Here is a 16,451-nt window from a genome sequence, read left to right on the forward strand (position 1 = left end):
AAGATGTGAAACGGGCGCAAACCCTTTAGAAACAAGGGGAAAAAGAAAACCCGTCACCCCGGAGAATGACCCCAGAGAGACGGGTTTGTCTTTTCTAACTGGTGGAGGCGGGGGGAATCGAACCCCCGTCCGAAAGCTTTCAGCCCAGGCTTCTACATGCTTATCCCTTGCTTGATCTCATCGCCAACGCCCCCAAGGGCAGGGGAGCCAACGACCAGCCTCACATGTTATTTTGGTCGAAGGGCCTATGTGGCCGAACCCTCAACCTATCCCGCTAGTCGACGCTCGGTTCCGGTTCCGCGGGAGAGTACCGGGCGAACGATAGCCTTAAGCGGCTACAGCGTAATTGTAATCGTCTGCGATTACTTTAGTTCCCACCGAATAACGGGTCAGCAGGATCCCGGCATGCTACTCTGAGCGTCAACTACCTCCGTCGAAACCATGTCGCCCCCAAAAACTTCTTTACTAATGATATAGCCTGGCGGAGCCGTCCGCAAGCCGGTCCGAGACATTACGCGTATCATTATGCATTTTAAGGGGTTGACAACTTGTTCCAGATTATGCATATTCGCTGTGGCGCATTATTTGAATCCTGTCCGTTCATCTAATACAAGGAGTGTGAGAGTGGCCCTGACCAAGGATCATATCATCAGCGAGGTCTTCGAGCGCACTCAGCTCCCCAAGAGCCGTTCTCGCGAAGTTGTTGAAACCACGCTGGAAATCATCAAGAACAGCTTGGCTGACAGCGATGATTTACTGATCAGCGGTTTTGGCAAATTTCTGGTCAAGGACAAGCGCGCCCGTCGTGGCCGCAATCCGCAGACCAAGGCCGACATGAAACTTCGGGCCCGCAAGGTGGTGGTGTTCAAGACCTCCGGCGTCCTGCGCAAGCACCTCAACGGCGAAGAGGATTTGTCGGAACAACAATAAGCGCGCTCGTGCGTTGGCCCATCACCGGATCACCCGCCCACGCGGCCGTCTGGCTTTGCCCGTGGGCGGGTTTTTGGGCCGTGGCCGCCCAACCCTCTACCAAACCACCAGAAAAGCTTGCTCAAAGCCCGACGAGCGCAGGCTCGCCTCCAAGCTTTGGGCCTTGTTCAGATCCTGCTCCTTGCCCACCCGCACGCGGTAGAAGCGCTTATCGCCGTGGTCGTAGTTGACCACGTTGACCTCGCCGTATTTGGCGCGCAGGCTGGCGGCCAGACGCCAGGCGTTGCTTTCCTGTGTGAACGCGCCGACCTGCACGGTAAAGGGACCCCAAGGGGCGGAGGAGGGCGAGGGGATCTGGCCGCCGGGCAACTGGTCTTCACGATAGCCCAAAGCCAGGACTTCGACGCTGGCCGTGCCCGGGCCGATCATGTCGATCTCGCGGGCGGCGGCCTTGGAGAGGTCGATCACCCGATCGGAGACGAATGGCCCGCGGTCGTTGATGCGCACCACCGTGGATTTGCCGTTGGATGTGTTGGTCACCTGGACGTAGGTGCCAAACGGCAGCAGTTTGTGGGCGGCGGTCATGGACTCCATGTCGTAGATTTCGCCATTGGACGTGCGCTTGCCGTGAAACTGTCCGCCATACCACGAGGCCACGCCAGTTTCCTTGAAACCGTCGGCGTTGGGCAGTGGGTAGTATGTCTTGCCGAAAACGGTGTATGGCTTGGTGGTGACCCTGTCGGATGGCTTGGTCGGCGGCGGGACGCTGGGGGTCTTGGCGCAGCCTACGAGGGTCAACAGGGCCATGCCGACAAGGCATGCCACGATAATCGCTTTGGGCCAAACAATACCGTTGCGGTGCATCGTTCTTCTCGTTAATGTTGACGCCGATCGTTCGCCTTCTTACCATAGCGCAGTTTTGAAAAAATTCCAAACACGGCCGCCCCGTAAAACACAGGCAGGTAAAACGCCATGCAGTTTGGATTGGCCGATCTGGCCAACATGTGGTCCTGGTTGGAAAACCACCAATTGATTTTGGCGGCCGTGGCGATCGTTGGCGCGTTGGTCGCGGCCAAACTGGTGGACATCGCCTTCAGCAAGGCCTTCACCATCGCATCCAAGCGCACCCAGACCGACCTGGACGACAAGGTCCTCGACACCTTGCATCGCCCGATCCAAGTGGTGGTGCTGCTGATAGCGGGCGATCTGTTGGCCGACGCCCTGCTCAGGGACCACGCCCTGGCCACCAATCTGATTTCCAAGAGCATTTACACGCTGATAGTGGTGTTGTACACCTGGACGCTTTTGCAGATCAGCCGCACGGTTTTCAGGCATTTCACCTATTCGTCGCGGGTGAAGTCCGGCTGGCGGCAGCTTTTGCCGCTGTTCAACAACATCGCCACGCTGCTGATCATTTTGCACGGCGTTTACGTGTTGTTGTCGTTTTGGGGCATCAACGTCACGCCATTGATGGCCTCGGCCGGCATCGCCACGGCCGTGGTGGCCTTGGCCTCAAAGGACACGCTGGCCAACTTTTTCGGCGGCATCAGCATCTTTGTCGATCGGCCATACCAGATCGGCGATTATATAGTATTGGAGACGGGCGAGCGTGGGGAGGTCGTGGCCATAGGCATGCGTAGCACGCGCATCCTCACCCGCGACGACGTGCTGATCTCGGTGCCCAACTGGCCGGCCGATCGCGGCCGCGTCATGCACGAAATCAACAAGAACATCCACGCCGGGTTCAAGCGGGCTGGCATCGACATTCCTTATCCACAGCGCGTGGTTCATCTGCGGCCGGCGCCCGGGGCGTCGCTCGACGATGATGCCGGCGATTAGCGCTATTTCGCGGCGTTTCTGTGGTTGCATTTGCCGAGCCAGGTTCGCATAAGATATATTATGTAAACCAATCCGTGGACAGAGTTCTTTTGGCTTTGCGCGGTCGCCCGGGCCATGGCGGCATACCCCGGCCTTGAGCTTGACTTTGCCGCGCGGAACTGGTATCCCTTTCCAGCAAGAGCCGGCCAACCATCCACCAAGGGCAACAGCAGCATGATCACGCCCGCTTCCCGCCAAGCGCCGAAAATCTGCTACAACGCCGGGCATATCGCCAAGGGCATCGACGCCATTGCCCGTTCGGTGGTGGCCAAACGCCCCGACCCGGACGGCTTGGCCATTATTGGCATCCACACCGGCGGCGACATTTTACTGCGGCGCATCATCCAGGCCATCAGCCGGCGCATCGGCCGCCTGCCCGTGGTGGACGTGGGGCTTTTGGACATCAGCTTCTATCGCGACGACTGGAGCCGCCTGAGCCAAGCGCCCACCGTGCGGGCCACGATCATCCCCTTTGATATCGATGAGCGCCACATCCTGCTGGTCGATGACGTGATCTTCACTGGCCGCACCATCCGCGCCGGCCTGGAGGCCATTTTTTCGCTGGGCCGGCCGGCCTCGGTGGATTTGGCCGTGTTGGTCGACCGTGGCCACCGCGAACTGCCCATCCAGCCCAATTATGTGGGGCTGACCCTGCCCACCCAACTCCAGCAGTCGGTCAACGTGTTTTTGCATGAAGACCCGCAGGCCGACTATGCCTTGCTCGAAGACGCCAAATACAGCGTCTGAGCTTGGTTTGTTAGCGGTCCGAACTAGTGGGAACAATCTTCCCGCCAAGGCTGGGCCGGCAACATCTTCCACGCCGTCACGACCGCGATTCCTTTGATAACTTGATGTAATTGCAAGATATAATCTCCTTAAGCCTTTTGGCATGGCGCTTGCTATATCTTGGGGCAAGTGTGGAGGACCGCGATGCTCAAGGTAGATAACAACCTATTTTTCGCCAACGCGGTGACAGGCAAGGATCGCGCGGAGCAACCGGTTTCCGGCCAGGCGGCAAGCTTTGCTCAATATTTGCAAAGCGCGGTCGAGGAACAATCGTCCGTTCAGGCGGGCGATGTGTCTGGGCTGGATTGTCCGCCCTGTGACGACCGTGGCGACACTCGTGACGCCATTCTGGGCCTCGCTGGCGAGTTGCTGGAAAATATTGAATCTTTTGCCTCGGCCCTCGGTGATGTCAACCGATCGCTGAAGGATGTGGAGCCCATGGTGGGCCAGATGCAGACCCTGGCCGAGCGCCTGAACGCGCTGAACGACGATGGGGCGCTAACCGCGGATTCGGAGCTAAAGGGCCTTTTGTCCGACGTGATTTCCCAGGCCCAGGCCGAGGTCATGAAGTTCCGTCGCGGGGATTACGCCTGATGGCTAACGCCAACGGCGACGCAGCGCCGGAGCGCGAGGATATTTGCCAGGTCTTGGCGCGGATCGTGCGCGCCATCGAGGCGCTCAAGCCAGGCCAGGCGGAGCGAGTGCAGGATCCGCTCAGGCGGAACCTGCTGAAGAAAGCGTGAAAAAACGCCCGTTACGGGCTGAAATATCTTCTTCGGTCCCCTCCGAAGCAAGACGCGGGCGGCTGTAAAGGGTCCCCAACCAAATTTTGCGGTCGCCAACAACACACTCCCTATTGCGGGCAAGTCGACGGGCTTGCCCGCAAGCCTTTTATAGGCTTGTGAAGAAAACAAGACAACGCCGCGACAATATTTATATATTTTGGGCAAGTGCTTCCAGGGCGGCCAGGGTCGCCTCCGCGCCGCCGGGACCGTCAAGATCCAGGCGCAGGTGGGCGGCTGCTTCGTAGAGCGGCCGTCGGGCCGTGAAAAGCCGTTCCAAAGAACCATCGCCCAGGCCGATCACCGCCCGCGTGGGCAGATTGTCGACGCGGGCGGCGATGTTGGCCGGTTGGTCGTGCAGATAAACCACGTGGCCGATGGCCCGCAGATGGCCCATGGCCTTGGCCGAATAGACCGCGCTGCCGCCGGTGGCGACGACATGCCGGCGCAAGTCGGTCAGGCCAAGAATCGTCCTTTCTTCCAGCGCCTTGAACCCCTCTTCGCCCTTTTGCGCGACGATTTGTTGCAGGCCCATGCCGGCGCGTTTTTCCATCAATTCGTCCACGTCCAGAAACGTCCAGCCCAGCCGCGCCGCCAGTCGACGGCCCAGATAGCTTTTGCCCACCCCGGCCATGCCGATCAAGCAGATATTGGCCCGTGGCCCGTGAGCTGGCTCAGTCATTGTCCGTTCCCAACAGCGCCTTGATCCGCCGCCCCAGCAGGCTGTGACGCATGATCGGCTGGGCGTGCTCCACCGCCCGACGCAGCGCCGTGGCCGAACCAACCACCACCACCAGTTTTTTGCCCCTGGTCACCGCCGTGTACAGCAGCGGCCTGTTCAGCAGCACGAAATGCTCGTTGCCCAGGGCCAACACCACCGCCGGATATTCGCTGCCCTGGGATTTATGCACCGTCACCGCGTAGGCCAGGTTCAACTCGGCCGCTTCGGCCAGGCTGTAAGTCACAACCCGTCCGTCGATGGACACCGCCAGTCCTTCGTCGTCGGCTCGCAGCACCTGACCCATGTCGCCGTTGAAAACCTCCAACTCGTAGTTGTTGCGCGACTGCATCACCTTGTCGCCCACGCCCGGCCCCGGCCCCTGGCCGGCAGGGTTGAGGGCCTGACGCAGCAGGCGGTTGAGGTTGTGGCAGCCCATGGCCCCCTTGTGCATGGGGGCCAAGGTCTGGATGTCGTCAATGGGGTCGAAACCATACTTGTTGGGCAGGCGCTTGGCCACCAGGTCGCGGACGAGTTCGGCCGCCCGTTCGGGGTCGGGCTCTTCCAAGAAATAGAAATCAGCCTCCTGGCCTGGCGCGGGCAAAGTGGGCATCCGACCGCCCAGGATGCGGTGGGCGTTTTCGACGATCAGGCTGGCCCGGCCCTGGCGGAATATTTCCGTCAGCCGCCCTACCCTGGCCGCGCCGCTGTCGATGATCTGCCGAAAAAACAGCCCCGGCCCCACCGGCGGCAGTTGGTCGGCGTCGCCCACCAGGACCAAACAGGCCCCGTCGGCCGTGGCCGCCAGCAGATGGGCTCCCAGCCAGATGTCGATCATGCTGGCCTCGTCGACGATGATCAACTGGCCTTCCAATGGCCGATCGGCCCCGCGCAAAAAGCTGTTTTCCTTGGGGCTGAACTCCAAGAGCCGGTGCAGGGTCTGGGCCGGGCGACCGCTGGCCTCGGCCAGGCGTCGGGCCGCTCGCCCGGTGGGCGCGGCCAGGGCCACGTTTTGGCCCATGCGCTGGGCGATGTTGATCAGCGCCCGCACCAGGGTGGTCTTGCCCGTGCCCGGCCCGCCGGTCAGCACGGCCAGAGGCGCGGCCAACAGCGCCCGCAGGGCCTCGGCCTGGCCCGTCGACGGCTCGAAATGCAGGCTACGCCCGGCCCACTCCACGGCCTTGGCCACCCGCTCGGGCGCAAGCAGCCCCCGCCCCCGGCTCAGCCGGGCCACGCTTTGGGCCGCGCTTTGCTCCAAGGCCAACATGCCGGCCAGATAGACCGCCCGTGGGCCAAAGGCTTCCTCGACGACGATGCGGCGCTCTTGATGCAGTCGGGCGAAGGCCGGGCCCAGGGCGGCCTGGGGCAGGCCCAACAGGCCGGCGGCCTGGGGCATGAGTTCGTCGTATGGCAAAAAAACGTGGCCTTCGTCCCCGGCCTGGCGCAGGCTGTAGAGCAGCCCGGCGGCCACCCGCGAGGGGTGGTCGGCGGCCATGCCCAGGCGGCGGGCGATCTGGTCGGCGGTGGCGAAACCAATGCCCCGCACCTCGGCGGCCAGGCGATGGGGTTCGTTTTGCGCCACGGCCAGGGTCTGGTCGCCAAAGCGACGATGGATGCGCATCACCGTGCCCGGCCCCACGCCGTGGCCCTGCAAGAGGATCATGGCCTCGCGCAGCATGCCTTGGCTGATCACGGCCTGGGCGATGCTGGCGGCGCGCTTGGCCCCGACGCCCGGCACGGCGGTCAGGCTGCGCGGGTCGTTGACGATCTTTTCGATGGCGCCCTCGCCCAGCACATCGACGATGCGCCCGGCCATCACCGGCCCCACGCCCTTGACCAGGCCCGAGGCCAGATAGCGCCGCACGCCCTCGGCGTCGCCGGGCTGGGCCAAGTGACACGACTCCACCTCCAATTGCTGGCCGAACTTGGCGTGCAGCACCAGCCGTCCGCTGGCCTCCACTTCCTGGCCCTCGGCCACGCCGGGCATCTTGCCCACCAGCGTCATCAGCCCCGGCTGGCCGGCCACGGCCACCTTGGCCACGGTGTAGGCGTTTTCCGGGTTGTGGAAGGTGATGCGCTCCACCCGGCCGCGCATGGTCGTGTTTGTTTGCTCGCTCACGGCGCGCCGCTCCCGGCGCAGACGGGCCCCAAGGGGCAGCCGTCGGCCACGCAACCAGCCGCCGGAGCGACCTGGGCCAGCTCCCGCGCGGCCAAGGCGTCGGCCATGGGCCCGGCCGCCTGTCTCAGATCCTCCAAGGCCTGGTCCAGTTGGGCGGCCGTGAATTCCAGGTAATGCAACGCGGCCCGTTCGGGGCCAAGGTGGGCCAGCACCGCTCGCGGTGGGGCCATGGCCTGATCCTTGCCGCCGCTCCACAGGGCGGCGGCGTAGATGAGCATCTGTCCATGATATTTGGCCGGGTCCAGCCTTCGGCCCACTTTATAGTCGACGATCAGCCAGCGGCCGTCCTCCATGGGGGCCAGCAGGTCGAATTCGCCGCGCAGCTCCAGGCCCGGTCCGCCGCCTTGCCCAGGCAGGCACAACAGAAATGGCTGTTCGCGAAACACCGTGCAGGGTGGCAGTTGGGCCAGCGCGGCGGCCAGGTCGGTCTGAAAAAAATGCCCGGCCATCAGGCTGGCCTGGGTCAGCAATCCGCCGTCGGCCTTGCCGGCCGCCAGAAGGCTTTCGGTTAGCAGCTCAAGGCCCGCCGCGCCGGCGGCCAAATCCACTTGCTGCAAAAGCATGTGGGCCAGGCTGCCCAGGCGCGCGGCCTGGGCCGGGTCGTCGCCGCCCGTCCCGCCCATTCCCGGCAAAAGCGCCGTGTCCAGGCCCAGGCGCTGGGTCAGGAAAAAGCGTCGCGGGCAGGCCCAGAAATCCTCCACCGCGCTGACCGAGGCCCGCACGGCCGCTGGCCCGAGCGCCGGCCGTATCAGGCAACGTTGGGCGAGCATGCGGCCCTCTTCGGCCAACGGCCCCGCCTCGGCGGGCAAATAGTCGGGCCAAGCCGCGGCCGGGCCCAGGGCCGGGGCGTCGGCAACGGCGTCGCCAACGACGCCCAGATCCACGTGACTGGCCAACTCATCGCCGGCGATGAAGGCGTCGGCCCATTTCTGCCAGGGCCCCGGGCGCTTGCCGGCGCTCATGCACAACACCAGCCGCTCTTGGGCGCGGGTGCAGGCCACGTAAAAGAGCCTGGCCGATTCGGCCTCCTCGATGGCCGTGGCGCGCTGGCTCAGGCGCTGATGGATGGCCGTTTCCAGGCGTTGGCCGCTGGCGAAGTCGATGGGCCGCGGGCTGATCACGCCGTTTTGATCCGGCCCGACCAGGGCCCGTGGCCCGCCGCCGGCCTGGCCCGCCAGATCGGCCAGCACGACTACCGGGAATTGCAGGCCCTTGGCCTGGTGTATCGTCATGATGCGCACGATTTGGCCGTCGTCGCCGGCCAGCGGGGCCTGGGCGTCGCCGGGGTCTTGGGCCAGCATGGCCATCAAACGCCGCAGGCAGGCCTCCACGCCGTCGTCGTATTCACGAGCCGTTTCGATCAACTTGCGCAGGTTGGCCGCCTTTTGCTCGCCGGAAGGCAGGCCGGCCAGCACTTGCATGTAGTCGCCGGCCTCGATAACCGCCGTAATCAGCTCGGCCGGGGTCATGCGTCGGGCGCGCGGCCCCAGGTCGGCCAGCAGCCGGCGGGCCATGGACAGGCGCTCGTGTTGCTCGGTCGGCAGCCAATCGGGCAGCGCGCGGCCCTGGGCCAGGGCCTGGGACGGTTTGAGTTGCGGGCCGTGGTGGGCCATGGCCAAGAGGCTCTCGTCGCTGAGGCCCACCAGCGGCGAGCGCAGAAGCGCCGTTACGGCCAGGTCGTCATCGGGCCAGAGCAAGGCCCGCATGGCCATGACCACGTCGGCCACTTCCTGGCAACCGAAAAAGCCTTTGCCTTTGACGGTGCAAAAGTCCAGATCCTGGCGGCGCAGGGCCTCCTCATAGACTCGAACCGCTGTCAGCTTGCGCAGCAAAATGGCGATCTGGCCCGGCCGAACCTGGCCGCCGGCGACGAGCCCGGCCAAGTGGGCGGCCAAGGCCGTGGCCTCCCTGGCTCGGCGTTGCTCGGCGTTTTGATCGTCGCCGCCGCAATGCAAAAGCTCCAGGGCCGGGCCGCCGGAAAAATCGCCCGCCGCCCTGCCCGGCCGCTGGCGATCGTCGTCGCGGAAATCCACGTAGGCATGGGGCGCGTGCTGGCGGTTTTTGCCCTGGGCAAACACCTGATCGAACAAGCGATTGAAAAACTCGACCAGGCGCGGGTCGGAGCGAAAATTGCGGCGTAGCGCGGCCAACACGCCCGGCCCTCCGCCCTCGAAATCGGCCATGGTCTGGTTGTAGAGGCTCACGTCAGCGCCGCGAAAGGCGTAAATCGACTGCTTGCGGTCGCCAACGATCAACAGCAGCGGAGCATCGGGGCCGGGGTCGTCGCTCCCCAGGCCACAGAGCAGGCCCACCAGCGCGCCCTGCACGGGGTTGACGTCCTGAAATTCATCGACCATCAGCGCCCGGAAGCGCCCGCGCAGCGCCGGCAGCAGCTCGGGCCGTTGGCGCAATAAGCGCAGCGCCCCCAGCAACAGATCGTCGAACGACAGCGCGGCCAGGCGGGCGCACTCGGTGGCCACGGCCTGGCTCAGGCGCTCCTGCAGGACGAACAGGTCATCGGCCAGGCCGCCGGCCAGCGGGGCCATGGCCGCCTGGGCAATTTTTGTGGCCTCATTCTTGAGGATGGCCCTGGCGTTGACAATCCGCTCGTCTTTACCGCGATCGCCGCCCAGCATTTTGTGGGCCAGCATGGCCGTGGCAAGATCTGGCTCGGATTGGGCAAGCTTGGGCCGTAGCTCTGGCCATTGCTCAAGAAAAGCCGTCAAATCATTGAAATACTGTGGTGGTTTGGCCTTGTTCTTGGGGGCTACGGCCGCCAGGGCGGTGGCCAGATCACGGGCGGCCTGGTCCATCGAGGCCAAGGCTTTTGGGCCGGCGTCGATCAACTCGGCGTGGGCCTGGGCCGTGGCCCGACGGGCTTGGGCCGTTTCCAGGCCCATGGTGGCCAAGGCCTGGTGCAGGGCGCGCAGCTTGGCCTCGATGTCGTCCATGCCGTGATGCATCAGCAGGCGGCCCAGGGCCGGGTCGTCGTGATCCATGGCTTGGCGCAGCACCTCGGCCACGGCTTCGCTCAGCATTTCATCAAAGGCCTGGCCGTCGAGGATGGCGAAATCCGGGTCCAGGCCCAACAACGAGCCGTATTCGCGCAGCAGCGCCGCGCAAAAACCGTGGATGGTGCTGATCGGCGACCACTCCAGTTGATTGATGATCTCCGCCCAGCGGCCGCCCTCCTTGGCGGCCAGGGCAGCCACGCGGTCCATGACCCGGCCGCGCATCTCGGCGGCGGCCTTTTCGGTGAAGGTGATGGCCACGATCTGGCGCGGGGCCAGGGGTGGCCGCTGGTCGTTGCCGGCCAGCAGGCCCACGTAGGCCTTCACCAGGCAGCTGGTTTTGCCCGCGCCGGCCCCGGCGGTGACGCAGTAGTTTCGTTCCAGCCTGATGATGGATTCGCGCATGCCTATGCTCCGTCGCCCTGCTCGGCTGTCGGGCTGGCCTTGGCCCGGCAGATGGTCCCGAAGTCGCAATGCTCGCAAGCCGCCTTGGCCGGGCTGGCCGACAGCTGGCCGGCGCTGACGCGGGCCCAGAGCGCGGCCACGGCGTTATAGAGGTTTGCGCCGCCATTTTGGGCAATCCTGGCGCGTTCGTCACGGTTTTCGGCGAAAAAGTCGCTGGGAAGTTCTTCTCGTGCCTGAATTATGCCCTTTTCGGGGTTTTTGGTGCAGACGATCTGCCCCAGGGCCACCTCGGCCGGCCGTTGCTTGGCCGCGGCGGCCATATATAGCGGCAGTTGAAAGGCGCTGACAAACCAATGCTCTTGCTTGGCTTGGGGCTTGTAGAGGTCGGGGTTGGCGGCGTGTTTGTAGTCGACAACGCGCAGGGCCTGGCGGCCGTCTTCCTGGCCCGCGTCCAGGCGGTCGAGCACGCCGCCCAGCACCAGGGCCGGGCCATCACCAACATCGAGGCTCAGGCCCCAGTCGTCGATGCGCTCTTCCACGGCCACCGGCCGCCAGCCGCCTTCCAGCGCCGACCACATTCGCTCCAGCGTGGCCGCCAGCAGCTCGCAAACGGCCCGCTTGCGCCAGCTTCGGGCAAACCCGTGGCTGGCCTGGTTTTTCCCGGCCTCGGCCCAGGCCCGCTCCAGACAATCTTCCAGGCGGGCGCGTCGGGCCTCGCGGTCCCAGCGCGGATCAAAGGCCTCGGGCGCGAAAAAGCGGGCCAAGGCGGTGTGGACCATCTGGCCTTCGTCGCGGCCGGCCAGGGCCAAGCCAGGCTCTTCGAGCGCGTCGACGCCCAGCAATCGCCCGAAAAACCAGGCCATGGGACAAGCAGCCATGGCTTCGAGCTGGGTCGGGGCCAGCGTGCGCCATGCCGGCTGGGCCAAAACCTCGGCCAGCAGGGCCTGGGCCTGGGGCGAATGCAACCGGCCACCATATTCATCGGCCAATTCTTGCCTTCGTCCGCCGGGCAGTAGGTCCAGCCACAGCCGGCGGCGTTCGATCGCCGCCAGATCGGCCAAGCGCCGCCAGCGCCGGGCCAAGCCGGCGTCGAGGCCCAGCCAGTGATGCAGCGCCGCCTGGGCCAGATCGGCCCGGCCTCGTCGGCGCAGCAAACCATGGCTCAGGCCGCCCAGTAGGCCTTGGGCGTCCACGGCCGTGGCCAAGCCCGGCGCCTGGCCATAAACGCCGCCCCTGGGTTCGGGCAAACGGCGTTGCAGCAGCCTGGCCGCCTCGCGCAGAAAAAACGCCGGCTCTTGCGAGGCGCCCTGGCCGTCTGCGGCGGCGCAAGAGAGCACCGCCCCGCGTTCGACGCCGGCCAACAACCAGCACAGACGCAGCATCTGTCCGGCGTATTCCTCGTCGTCGGTGCGCCAGACGGGCAGCCCCGCCTTCTGGCCCAGGGCCAGGCGTTCCTGGCTGGAGAGCATGTTGGGCGCTTGCGGCTTTTGAGGAAACTGGCCCAAATCCAGCCCGCCGGCCAAAACGTATTCCAGGCGCAGGCCCATGGCCTGATCCAGGCGCAGCAGCCGCACCCCACCCCGCTGGCCGCCAGGGCCGGGCGCGCTTTGCAGGCGCAAGGCCTGCCGCAGAAGCGACAGCAGCCGTCCCGGCGACATGGCCCGCCCTTGCCTGACCGATTCGGCCGCCCGGCCCAGTTGGGCCAAGGCGTCTTCCAAGGCGGCCAGGGCGGCCAGATCGCGGGCGATAAACTCGGGCCGGCTCGGCTCGGCCAACACCACCGCGCCCAGGTTCAGCTCGGCCAGCAGGGCCAGGGCCGCGCCGACGAAATCCGGCAGTCCTTGGCGTCTGGCCAGCGGTCGCATGCGCTCCATCAGCCAGGCGCAGGCCTTGGCCAGGGCCACGCCCTCCTCGCCGGCCAGGCGGGTCTGGGGCGGCGTCTGGCGGGCGTCGATATAGCCCGCCGCGGCCAGCAGGCTTTCGGCCCGTGGCGCTCGTTCCAGGCCGGCCAAGCGGGCCAGGGCCGGGCCCATGTAGGGTGAATGCCACACGGCCGACAGGGCATGGCGTTCGTAGTCCAGGCCAGGCAGTTCCAACAGGCCCAGCACGGCCAAAACCAACGGAGAGGCGGCCAGAGGGCGCTCGGACCGATAATCAAGCGGCAGTTCCAGGCGCTTGGCCACATCCACGGCCATCTGGCCATAGATGTCAAGCTCGGGGAAAACCACGGCGATGCGCCGGGGGTCCACGCCGCCGGCGGTCAGTTCGGCCGCCCGGCAAAGCAGCGCCTCCACCTCGCCGTAGCGGCCGGCCGCCCGCCACAGCTCCAAGGCCGCTCCGGGGTCGCCAGGGCTTTCCGCACCGCCCAACATGGCCATGGCCAAGCCGGCCAGCGGTCCGTGCCCCGTGCTCATATCCCGCCAGTGAACAAGCAGATTGCCGCCGCCGCGCTCCAGATAGCCGGCCGTGTGCTCCAGCAACGCGGCCATGGGCCCTCGCGCGCCCAGGCCCGGCGTCAGGCAGAACTCCACCGTCACCGGCGCGCAAGTGGACAACCCGCCCAACAGGCGCATATCCAGCGTGCGCAGCCACAACACATCGTGGACCACCACGCCGGCGCATTCATGCAACAAACGCGGCGCTCGGCCATTGTTCATGGCCTGGATCAACGCCGTCAGCCCGTCGGCCTGATCGGCCAAACCCACCTCGGCCAAGGCCAGATTGTAGCGCTCCAACAGGCCGGCCAGGCCTTCGTGGTTCAAGGCCCGCAGATCGGCCGGCCCCAACCCGGCGGCCTTGATCTCCACCAACAGCCGCCACAACCGCCGAGGCAAGCGCCAGCCGGCCCGCAGGCCGCTGAAAGCCTCGGCGTGGTCTGGGTGATCGGCCAACAAGCGTTGGGTCAAAAGCGCGCCGGCCAAGTCGCTGATCTGCCCCGGCGCGTCGGCCTGGTCCAACGATTGCAGCAGGGCCGGCAAAAAATTGTCGAGGGTAAAGGCTGGTTCGGCCAGCAAAAAGCCGCCCGGGGCCAGGCGGGCCTGCTCGGCTTGGGCCTGGGCCAAGGCCTGGCGTCCGGGCCAGATGTGCAGCAAATGGTTCAACGGACCTCCGCGCCCGATTTCAGCGATCACCGACGGCGAGTCTTGCTTTGCCGGCCTCAGGGTTATCTGATACCATGCCTCAAACGTGGAGTAAAACCCTTTGCGGGAGGCCCCGTGTCCGATCTGATCAACTTTCCCGGTGAACCAAGGGCCGTCGCGGCCGATAACGTCATCGCCGACAAGCCAATGCGCCTGCGCTGGGGCGATTGGCGCACGCACAAGGTGTTGCAGGCGCACGTGGGCGCGGCGGCGGCTTACGAGGATCAGCGGCGGGAGTTTCTGAGCCGGGGGCAGAGCCCGGCCGCCCAGATGCCGCCGGGCTTCGAGCTGGACGGCGGCGAAAAGGACACGGCGCTGGCTCTGCTGCGTTTTCGTGGCGACGAAGGCAAGCAGCGCCGCCTGATGCTCTTGGCCGTGCTGACCGAGGCCCTGATCAGCGTGCCCTGCGCCATCTTGCGCACCGACCTGATCCGGCGGGTGTATCAACAGGTCGGCGAGCTTTCGCGCGAGTTGGGCCACCGCTGGAGCGGCGACTGTCAGCGGCTTTTGCCGCCGCTCAACGAAGACGCCCACGAGCCGGATTTCTTGGCCAAAGCCCTGATCAACATCGACAATCTGCGGGAATTTTTCGACACCGCCACCCGCATAGCCGACGAACGCTACCAGAAAATGGCCAAAAGCTACGTCTTTTACTACCCGCGCGGTTTCTCGGCCTGAGTTCTAGAAATTGCGCCAGCGCGGCCGGCACAGCAGCTCCGGCCGCCGGCGCGGGTCGTGCTCCAGGCCCAGCAGCCAGGCCCGCGCGCCCTTGGCGATAACCCCCACCTGCCCGCCCAGGCCCATCAGCCGGGCGGCGCGGCTGGTGGCCGCGTCGAATATCGTCTCCGAAGGCACGCCGGCCTCGATCCACAGATCTATTTCGCGCCGGACAGCCAGCAGATGCGGCAGGCCATAGGAGCCGGCGTCGGTGCCCAGCACCAACTCCACGCCCAGGGCGTGACCGCGCGGGAGGTCTTTCATCTGGCGGTGGGCGATACGGCGCAGGTTGTCGATGGTCGCCTGATCGTGACGGCCGTCCTGGTCCTCGGCGTGGGTGACGATGGGCGCCACCGTGGGTAGCCAACTGACGCCGCGTTCGGCCATGGCCTCCCAGGTCGGCTCATTCAGAAAAAAGCCGTGCTCCACCGAACGCGCGCCGCAGGCCACCGCCCGGCTGACGGCGGCCACGCCGCTGGCGTGAACGGCCACCGTTAGCCCGGCCTCGCGGGCCACAGCCGTCACCGCGCGCAGTTGGGCCTCGCCGACGGCGTCGGGGTGCTCCACCTGGCCGGGATACTCGAAGCTAAGTAGCCCCGAGACAAAGACCTTGAGCAGATCGACGCCGGCGGCCACGGCACGTCGGGCAGCTTGGGCGAAATCGTCCGGCGTTTGCAGCTTGTGGGCCAGCCAGCATGACCCCGGCCCTTTGACGCCCAACCCCGGCCCCGAGGCCACCACCAGCGGGGCCTTGTCGGGCCGACCGCCGGGCGTTGGGTCCACCGGCCGCACGCCCAGGTCGCGCACGGCGACCACGCCGGCCTGGTGAAATTCGTCCAGGCTGCGCTCCAATGTGGAGCGCATCAGCAGGTGCACGTGGGCGTCCAGAGGCGCGGGCGAAAGCCACAGGCCGGGCAGATCCAGGCGCGGGCAGTCGGCGGCGGCCAGGGCTTCGTGCCCCAGGGCGGCCACGCGGCCATCACGCACCAACACGGCCGGCGGCTGATCGGCCGTCGTCTCGGCCCCGGCCAGGCCGGCGGCGACAAGGCAGATCGGACCTTTGGCCGGTGGTTCGCCCTCAGCGGGCAAGGCGCAACGCCAGGCCGGCCACGAGCTGGCCGTATTGATCGCATTCGGCCAGGGCGCGCTCGTCGGGCTCACCGATGGCCAGCGGGCCGAAGTGGCCGCCCTTGCGCGAACCCTGCACGACCATGCCGTGGATCATCAGCCCGGCCAGCAGGCTGATCATGGTTAGTTCGCCGCCGCCGCCGATGCCGCCGGTGCTGCAAAAGACCCCGCCGGCCTTGCCGGTCAACTCGCCCTTGCCGAAGAGCTTGATGGATTTGTCGATGAAGCTTTTCATCTCGGCGGCCATCACGCCGAAATAGCACGGCGAGCCCAGGATGACGCCGTCGTATTGGGCCAGGCTTTCGACCGAGATGTCGGTGACTTTCCTCACCTCGACCTGGCAGCCGGCCTCGGTCGCGGCCTGGCTGATGCGTTGGGCCATCTTGCGGGTGTTGCCGCCGTGAGAATAGTATGCCACCAAGATGCTTGGCATGACATAATCTCCTTGTTGCAATGCGTTGGCTATTATTCTTCGCTAAACTCGGCGGCGGGCAAGGCCCGTTGGTCGTCTTCGGGCGGCAATTGGGTCAGGTGCATGGCCCCCAACAGGTTTTGCGTGGACGAGACGCGAACCATGCCGTTTACCACGCCGCCCAACTCGATCGACAGCGACTTGCAGGTCAGTTCGCCATGGACCCAGCCCTGGCTTTTGACGATGACCCGGTTGCCCACCACGTTGCCTTCCACGCCGCCCTCGATGATCATCAGGTCGTCGGAAAACAGGTCGCCGTGGATGTAGGTGCCCGCGGCCAGAATGGTCATTTTGTTGCCGCCGCC

At 65.7% G+C, this 16,451-nt stretch carries 14 protein-coding genes and 1 other RNA gene; 6 read left to right on the forward strand and 9 right to left on the reverse strand.

Annotated features, from left to right (window positions below; genetic code table 11):
- Positions 1 to 99: 99 nt before the first annotated feature.
- Positions 100 to 452, reverse strand: a transfer-messenger RNA (tmRNA) gene (gene ssrA, locus DEBA_RS17780).
- Positions 453 to 624: 172 nt separating this feature from the next.
- On the opposite strand from ssrA, the gene DEBA_RS09215 reads away from it, so the two are divergent.
- Complete coding sequence (locus tag DEBA_RS09215; protein ID WP_013258652.1) at positions 625 to 930, forward strand: integration host factor subunit alpha; 306 nt, start codon at positions 625 to 627, stop codon at positions 928 to 930.
- Between the two features lie 96 nt (positions 931 to 1,026).
- On the opposite strand, the gene DEBA_RS18900 is transcribed toward DEBA_RS09215, so the two are convergent.
- Positions 1,027 to 1,755, reverse strand: coding sequence for a septal ring lytic transglycosylase RlpA family protein (locus DEBA_RS18900; RefSeq protein WP_187288530.1), 729 nt, complete (start codon positions 1,753 to 1,755; stop codon positions 1,027 to 1,029).
- A 147-nt stretch (positions 1,756 to 1,902) separates the two neighbouring features.
- On the opposite strand from DEBA_RS18900, the gene DEBA_RS09225 reads away from it, so the two are divergent.
- The 4 genes from DEBA_RS09225 (at position 1,903) to DEBA_RS18400 (ending at position 4,337) form a co-directional block, all read left to right on the forward strand.
- A complete protein-coding gene (locus DEBA_RS09225; RefSeq protein WP_013258654.1) occupies positions 1,903 to 2,769 on the forward strand; it encodes a mechanosensitive ion channel family protein in 867 nt (288 codons plus the stop codon).
- A gap of 213 nt (positions 2,770 to 2,982) precedes the next feature.
- On the forward strand, positions 2,983 to 3,555 hold the full coding sequence (pyrR, locus tag DEBA_RS09230; protein ID WP_013258655.1) for a bifunctional pyr operon transcriptional regulator/uracil phosphoribosyltransferase PyrR: 573 nt from the start codon (positions 2,983 to 2,985) through the stop codon (positions 3,553 to 3,555).
- Between the two features lie 183 nt (positions 3,556 to 3,738).
- Positions 3,739 to 4,188, forward strand: coding sequence for a hypothetical protein (locus tag DEBA_RS09235; protein ID WP_013258656.1), 450 nt, complete (start codon positions 3,739 to 3,741; stop codon positions 4,186 to 4,188).
- Positions 4,188 to 4,337 (forward strand): hypothetical protein, encoded by a 150-nt coding sequence (locus DEBA_RS18400; protein ID WP_013258657.1) that lies wholly within the window; start codon positions 4,188 to 4,190, stop codon positions 4,335 to 4,337. The genes DEBA_RS09235 and DEBA_RS18400 overlap by 1 nt, the downstream gene beginning before the upstream one ends.
- A 190-nt stretch (positions 4,338 to 4,527) precedes the next feature.
- Here the strand turns inward: DEBA_RS18400 and DEBA_RS09240 are convergent, their stop codons facing one another.
- From DEBA_RS09240 to DEBA_RS09255, 4 genes are read right to left on the reverse strand one after another with little or no spacing between them, the layout of a single operon-like run.
- Positions 4,528 to 5,058: a shikimate kinase gene (locus DEBA_RS09240; protein ID WP_013258658.1), complete on the reverse strand. Its 531-nt coding sequence runs from the start codon at positions 5,056 to 5,058 to the stop codon at positions 4,528 to 4,530.
- A complete protein-coding gene (recD2, locus tag DEBA_RS09245) occupies positions 5,051 to 7,213 on the reverse strand; it encodes an SF1B family DNA helicase RecD2 (protein ID WP_013258659.1) in 2,163 nt (720 codons plus the stop codon). The genes DEBA_RS09240 and recD2 overlap by 8 nt, the downstream gene beginning before the upstream one ends.
- A complete protein-coding gene (locus DEBA_RS09250; RefSeq protein WP_013258660.1) occupies positions 7,210 to 10,689 on the reverse strand; it encodes a UvrD-helicase domain-containing protein in 3,480 nt (1,159 codons plus the stop codon). Before DEBA_RS09250 ends, recD2 begins: the two co-directional genes overlap by 4 nt.
- A gap of 2 nt (positions 10,690 to 10,691) precedes the next feature.
- A complete protein-coding gene (locus DEBA_RS09255; RefSeq protein ID WP_013258661.1) occupies positions 10,692 to 13,790 on the reverse strand; it encodes a PD-(D/E)XK nuclease family protein in 3,099 nt (1,032 codons plus the stop codon).
- Between the two features lie 114 nt (positions 13,791 to 13,904).
- Between DEBA_RS09255 and DEBA_RS09260 the strand changes: the two genes are divergently transcribed.
- Complete coding sequence (locus DEBA_RS09260) at positions 13,905 to 14,507, forward strand: hypothetical protein (protein WP_013258662.1); 603 nt, start codon at positions 13,905 to 13,907, stop codon at positions 14,505 to 14,507.
- Positions 14,508 to 14,510: 3 nt separating this feature from the next.
- Here the strand turns inward: DEBA_RS09260 and DEBA_RS09265 are convergent, their stop codons facing one another.
- From DEBA_RS09265 to DEBA_RS18405, 3 genes are read right to left on the reverse strand one after another with little or no spacing between them, the layout of a single operon-like run.
- The gene (locus tag DEBA_RS09265; protein ID WP_013258663.1) at positions 14,511 to 15,635 is read right to left on the reverse strand and encodes an amidohydrolase family protein; all 1,125 of its coding nucleotides are present in this window, start codon (positions 15,633 to 15,635) and stop codon (positions 14,511 to 14,513) included.
- Positions 15,625 to 16,107, reverse strand: coding sequence for a flavodoxin family protein (locus DEBA_RS09270; protein ID WP_013258664.1), 483 nt, complete (start codon positions 16,105 to 16,107; stop codon positions 15,625 to 15,627). Before DEBA_RS09270 ends, DEBA_RS09265 begins: the two co-directional genes overlap by 11 nt.
- A 32-nt stretch (positions 16,108 to 16,139) precedes the next feature.
- Positions 16,140 to 16,436: a bactofilin family protein gene (locus DEBA_RS18405; RefSeq protein ID WP_187288531.1), complete on the reverse strand. Its 297-nt coding sequence runs from the start codon at positions 16,434 to 16,436 to the stop codon at positions 16,140 to 16,142.
- Positions 16,437 to 16,451: the final 15 nt, after the last annotated feature.

The sequence above is a fragment of the Desulfarculus baarsii DSM 2075 genome (assembly GCF_000143965.1).
GTDB lineage: Bacteria > Desulfobacterota > Desulfarculia > Desulfarculales > Desulfarculaceae > Desulfarculus > Desulfarculus baarsii.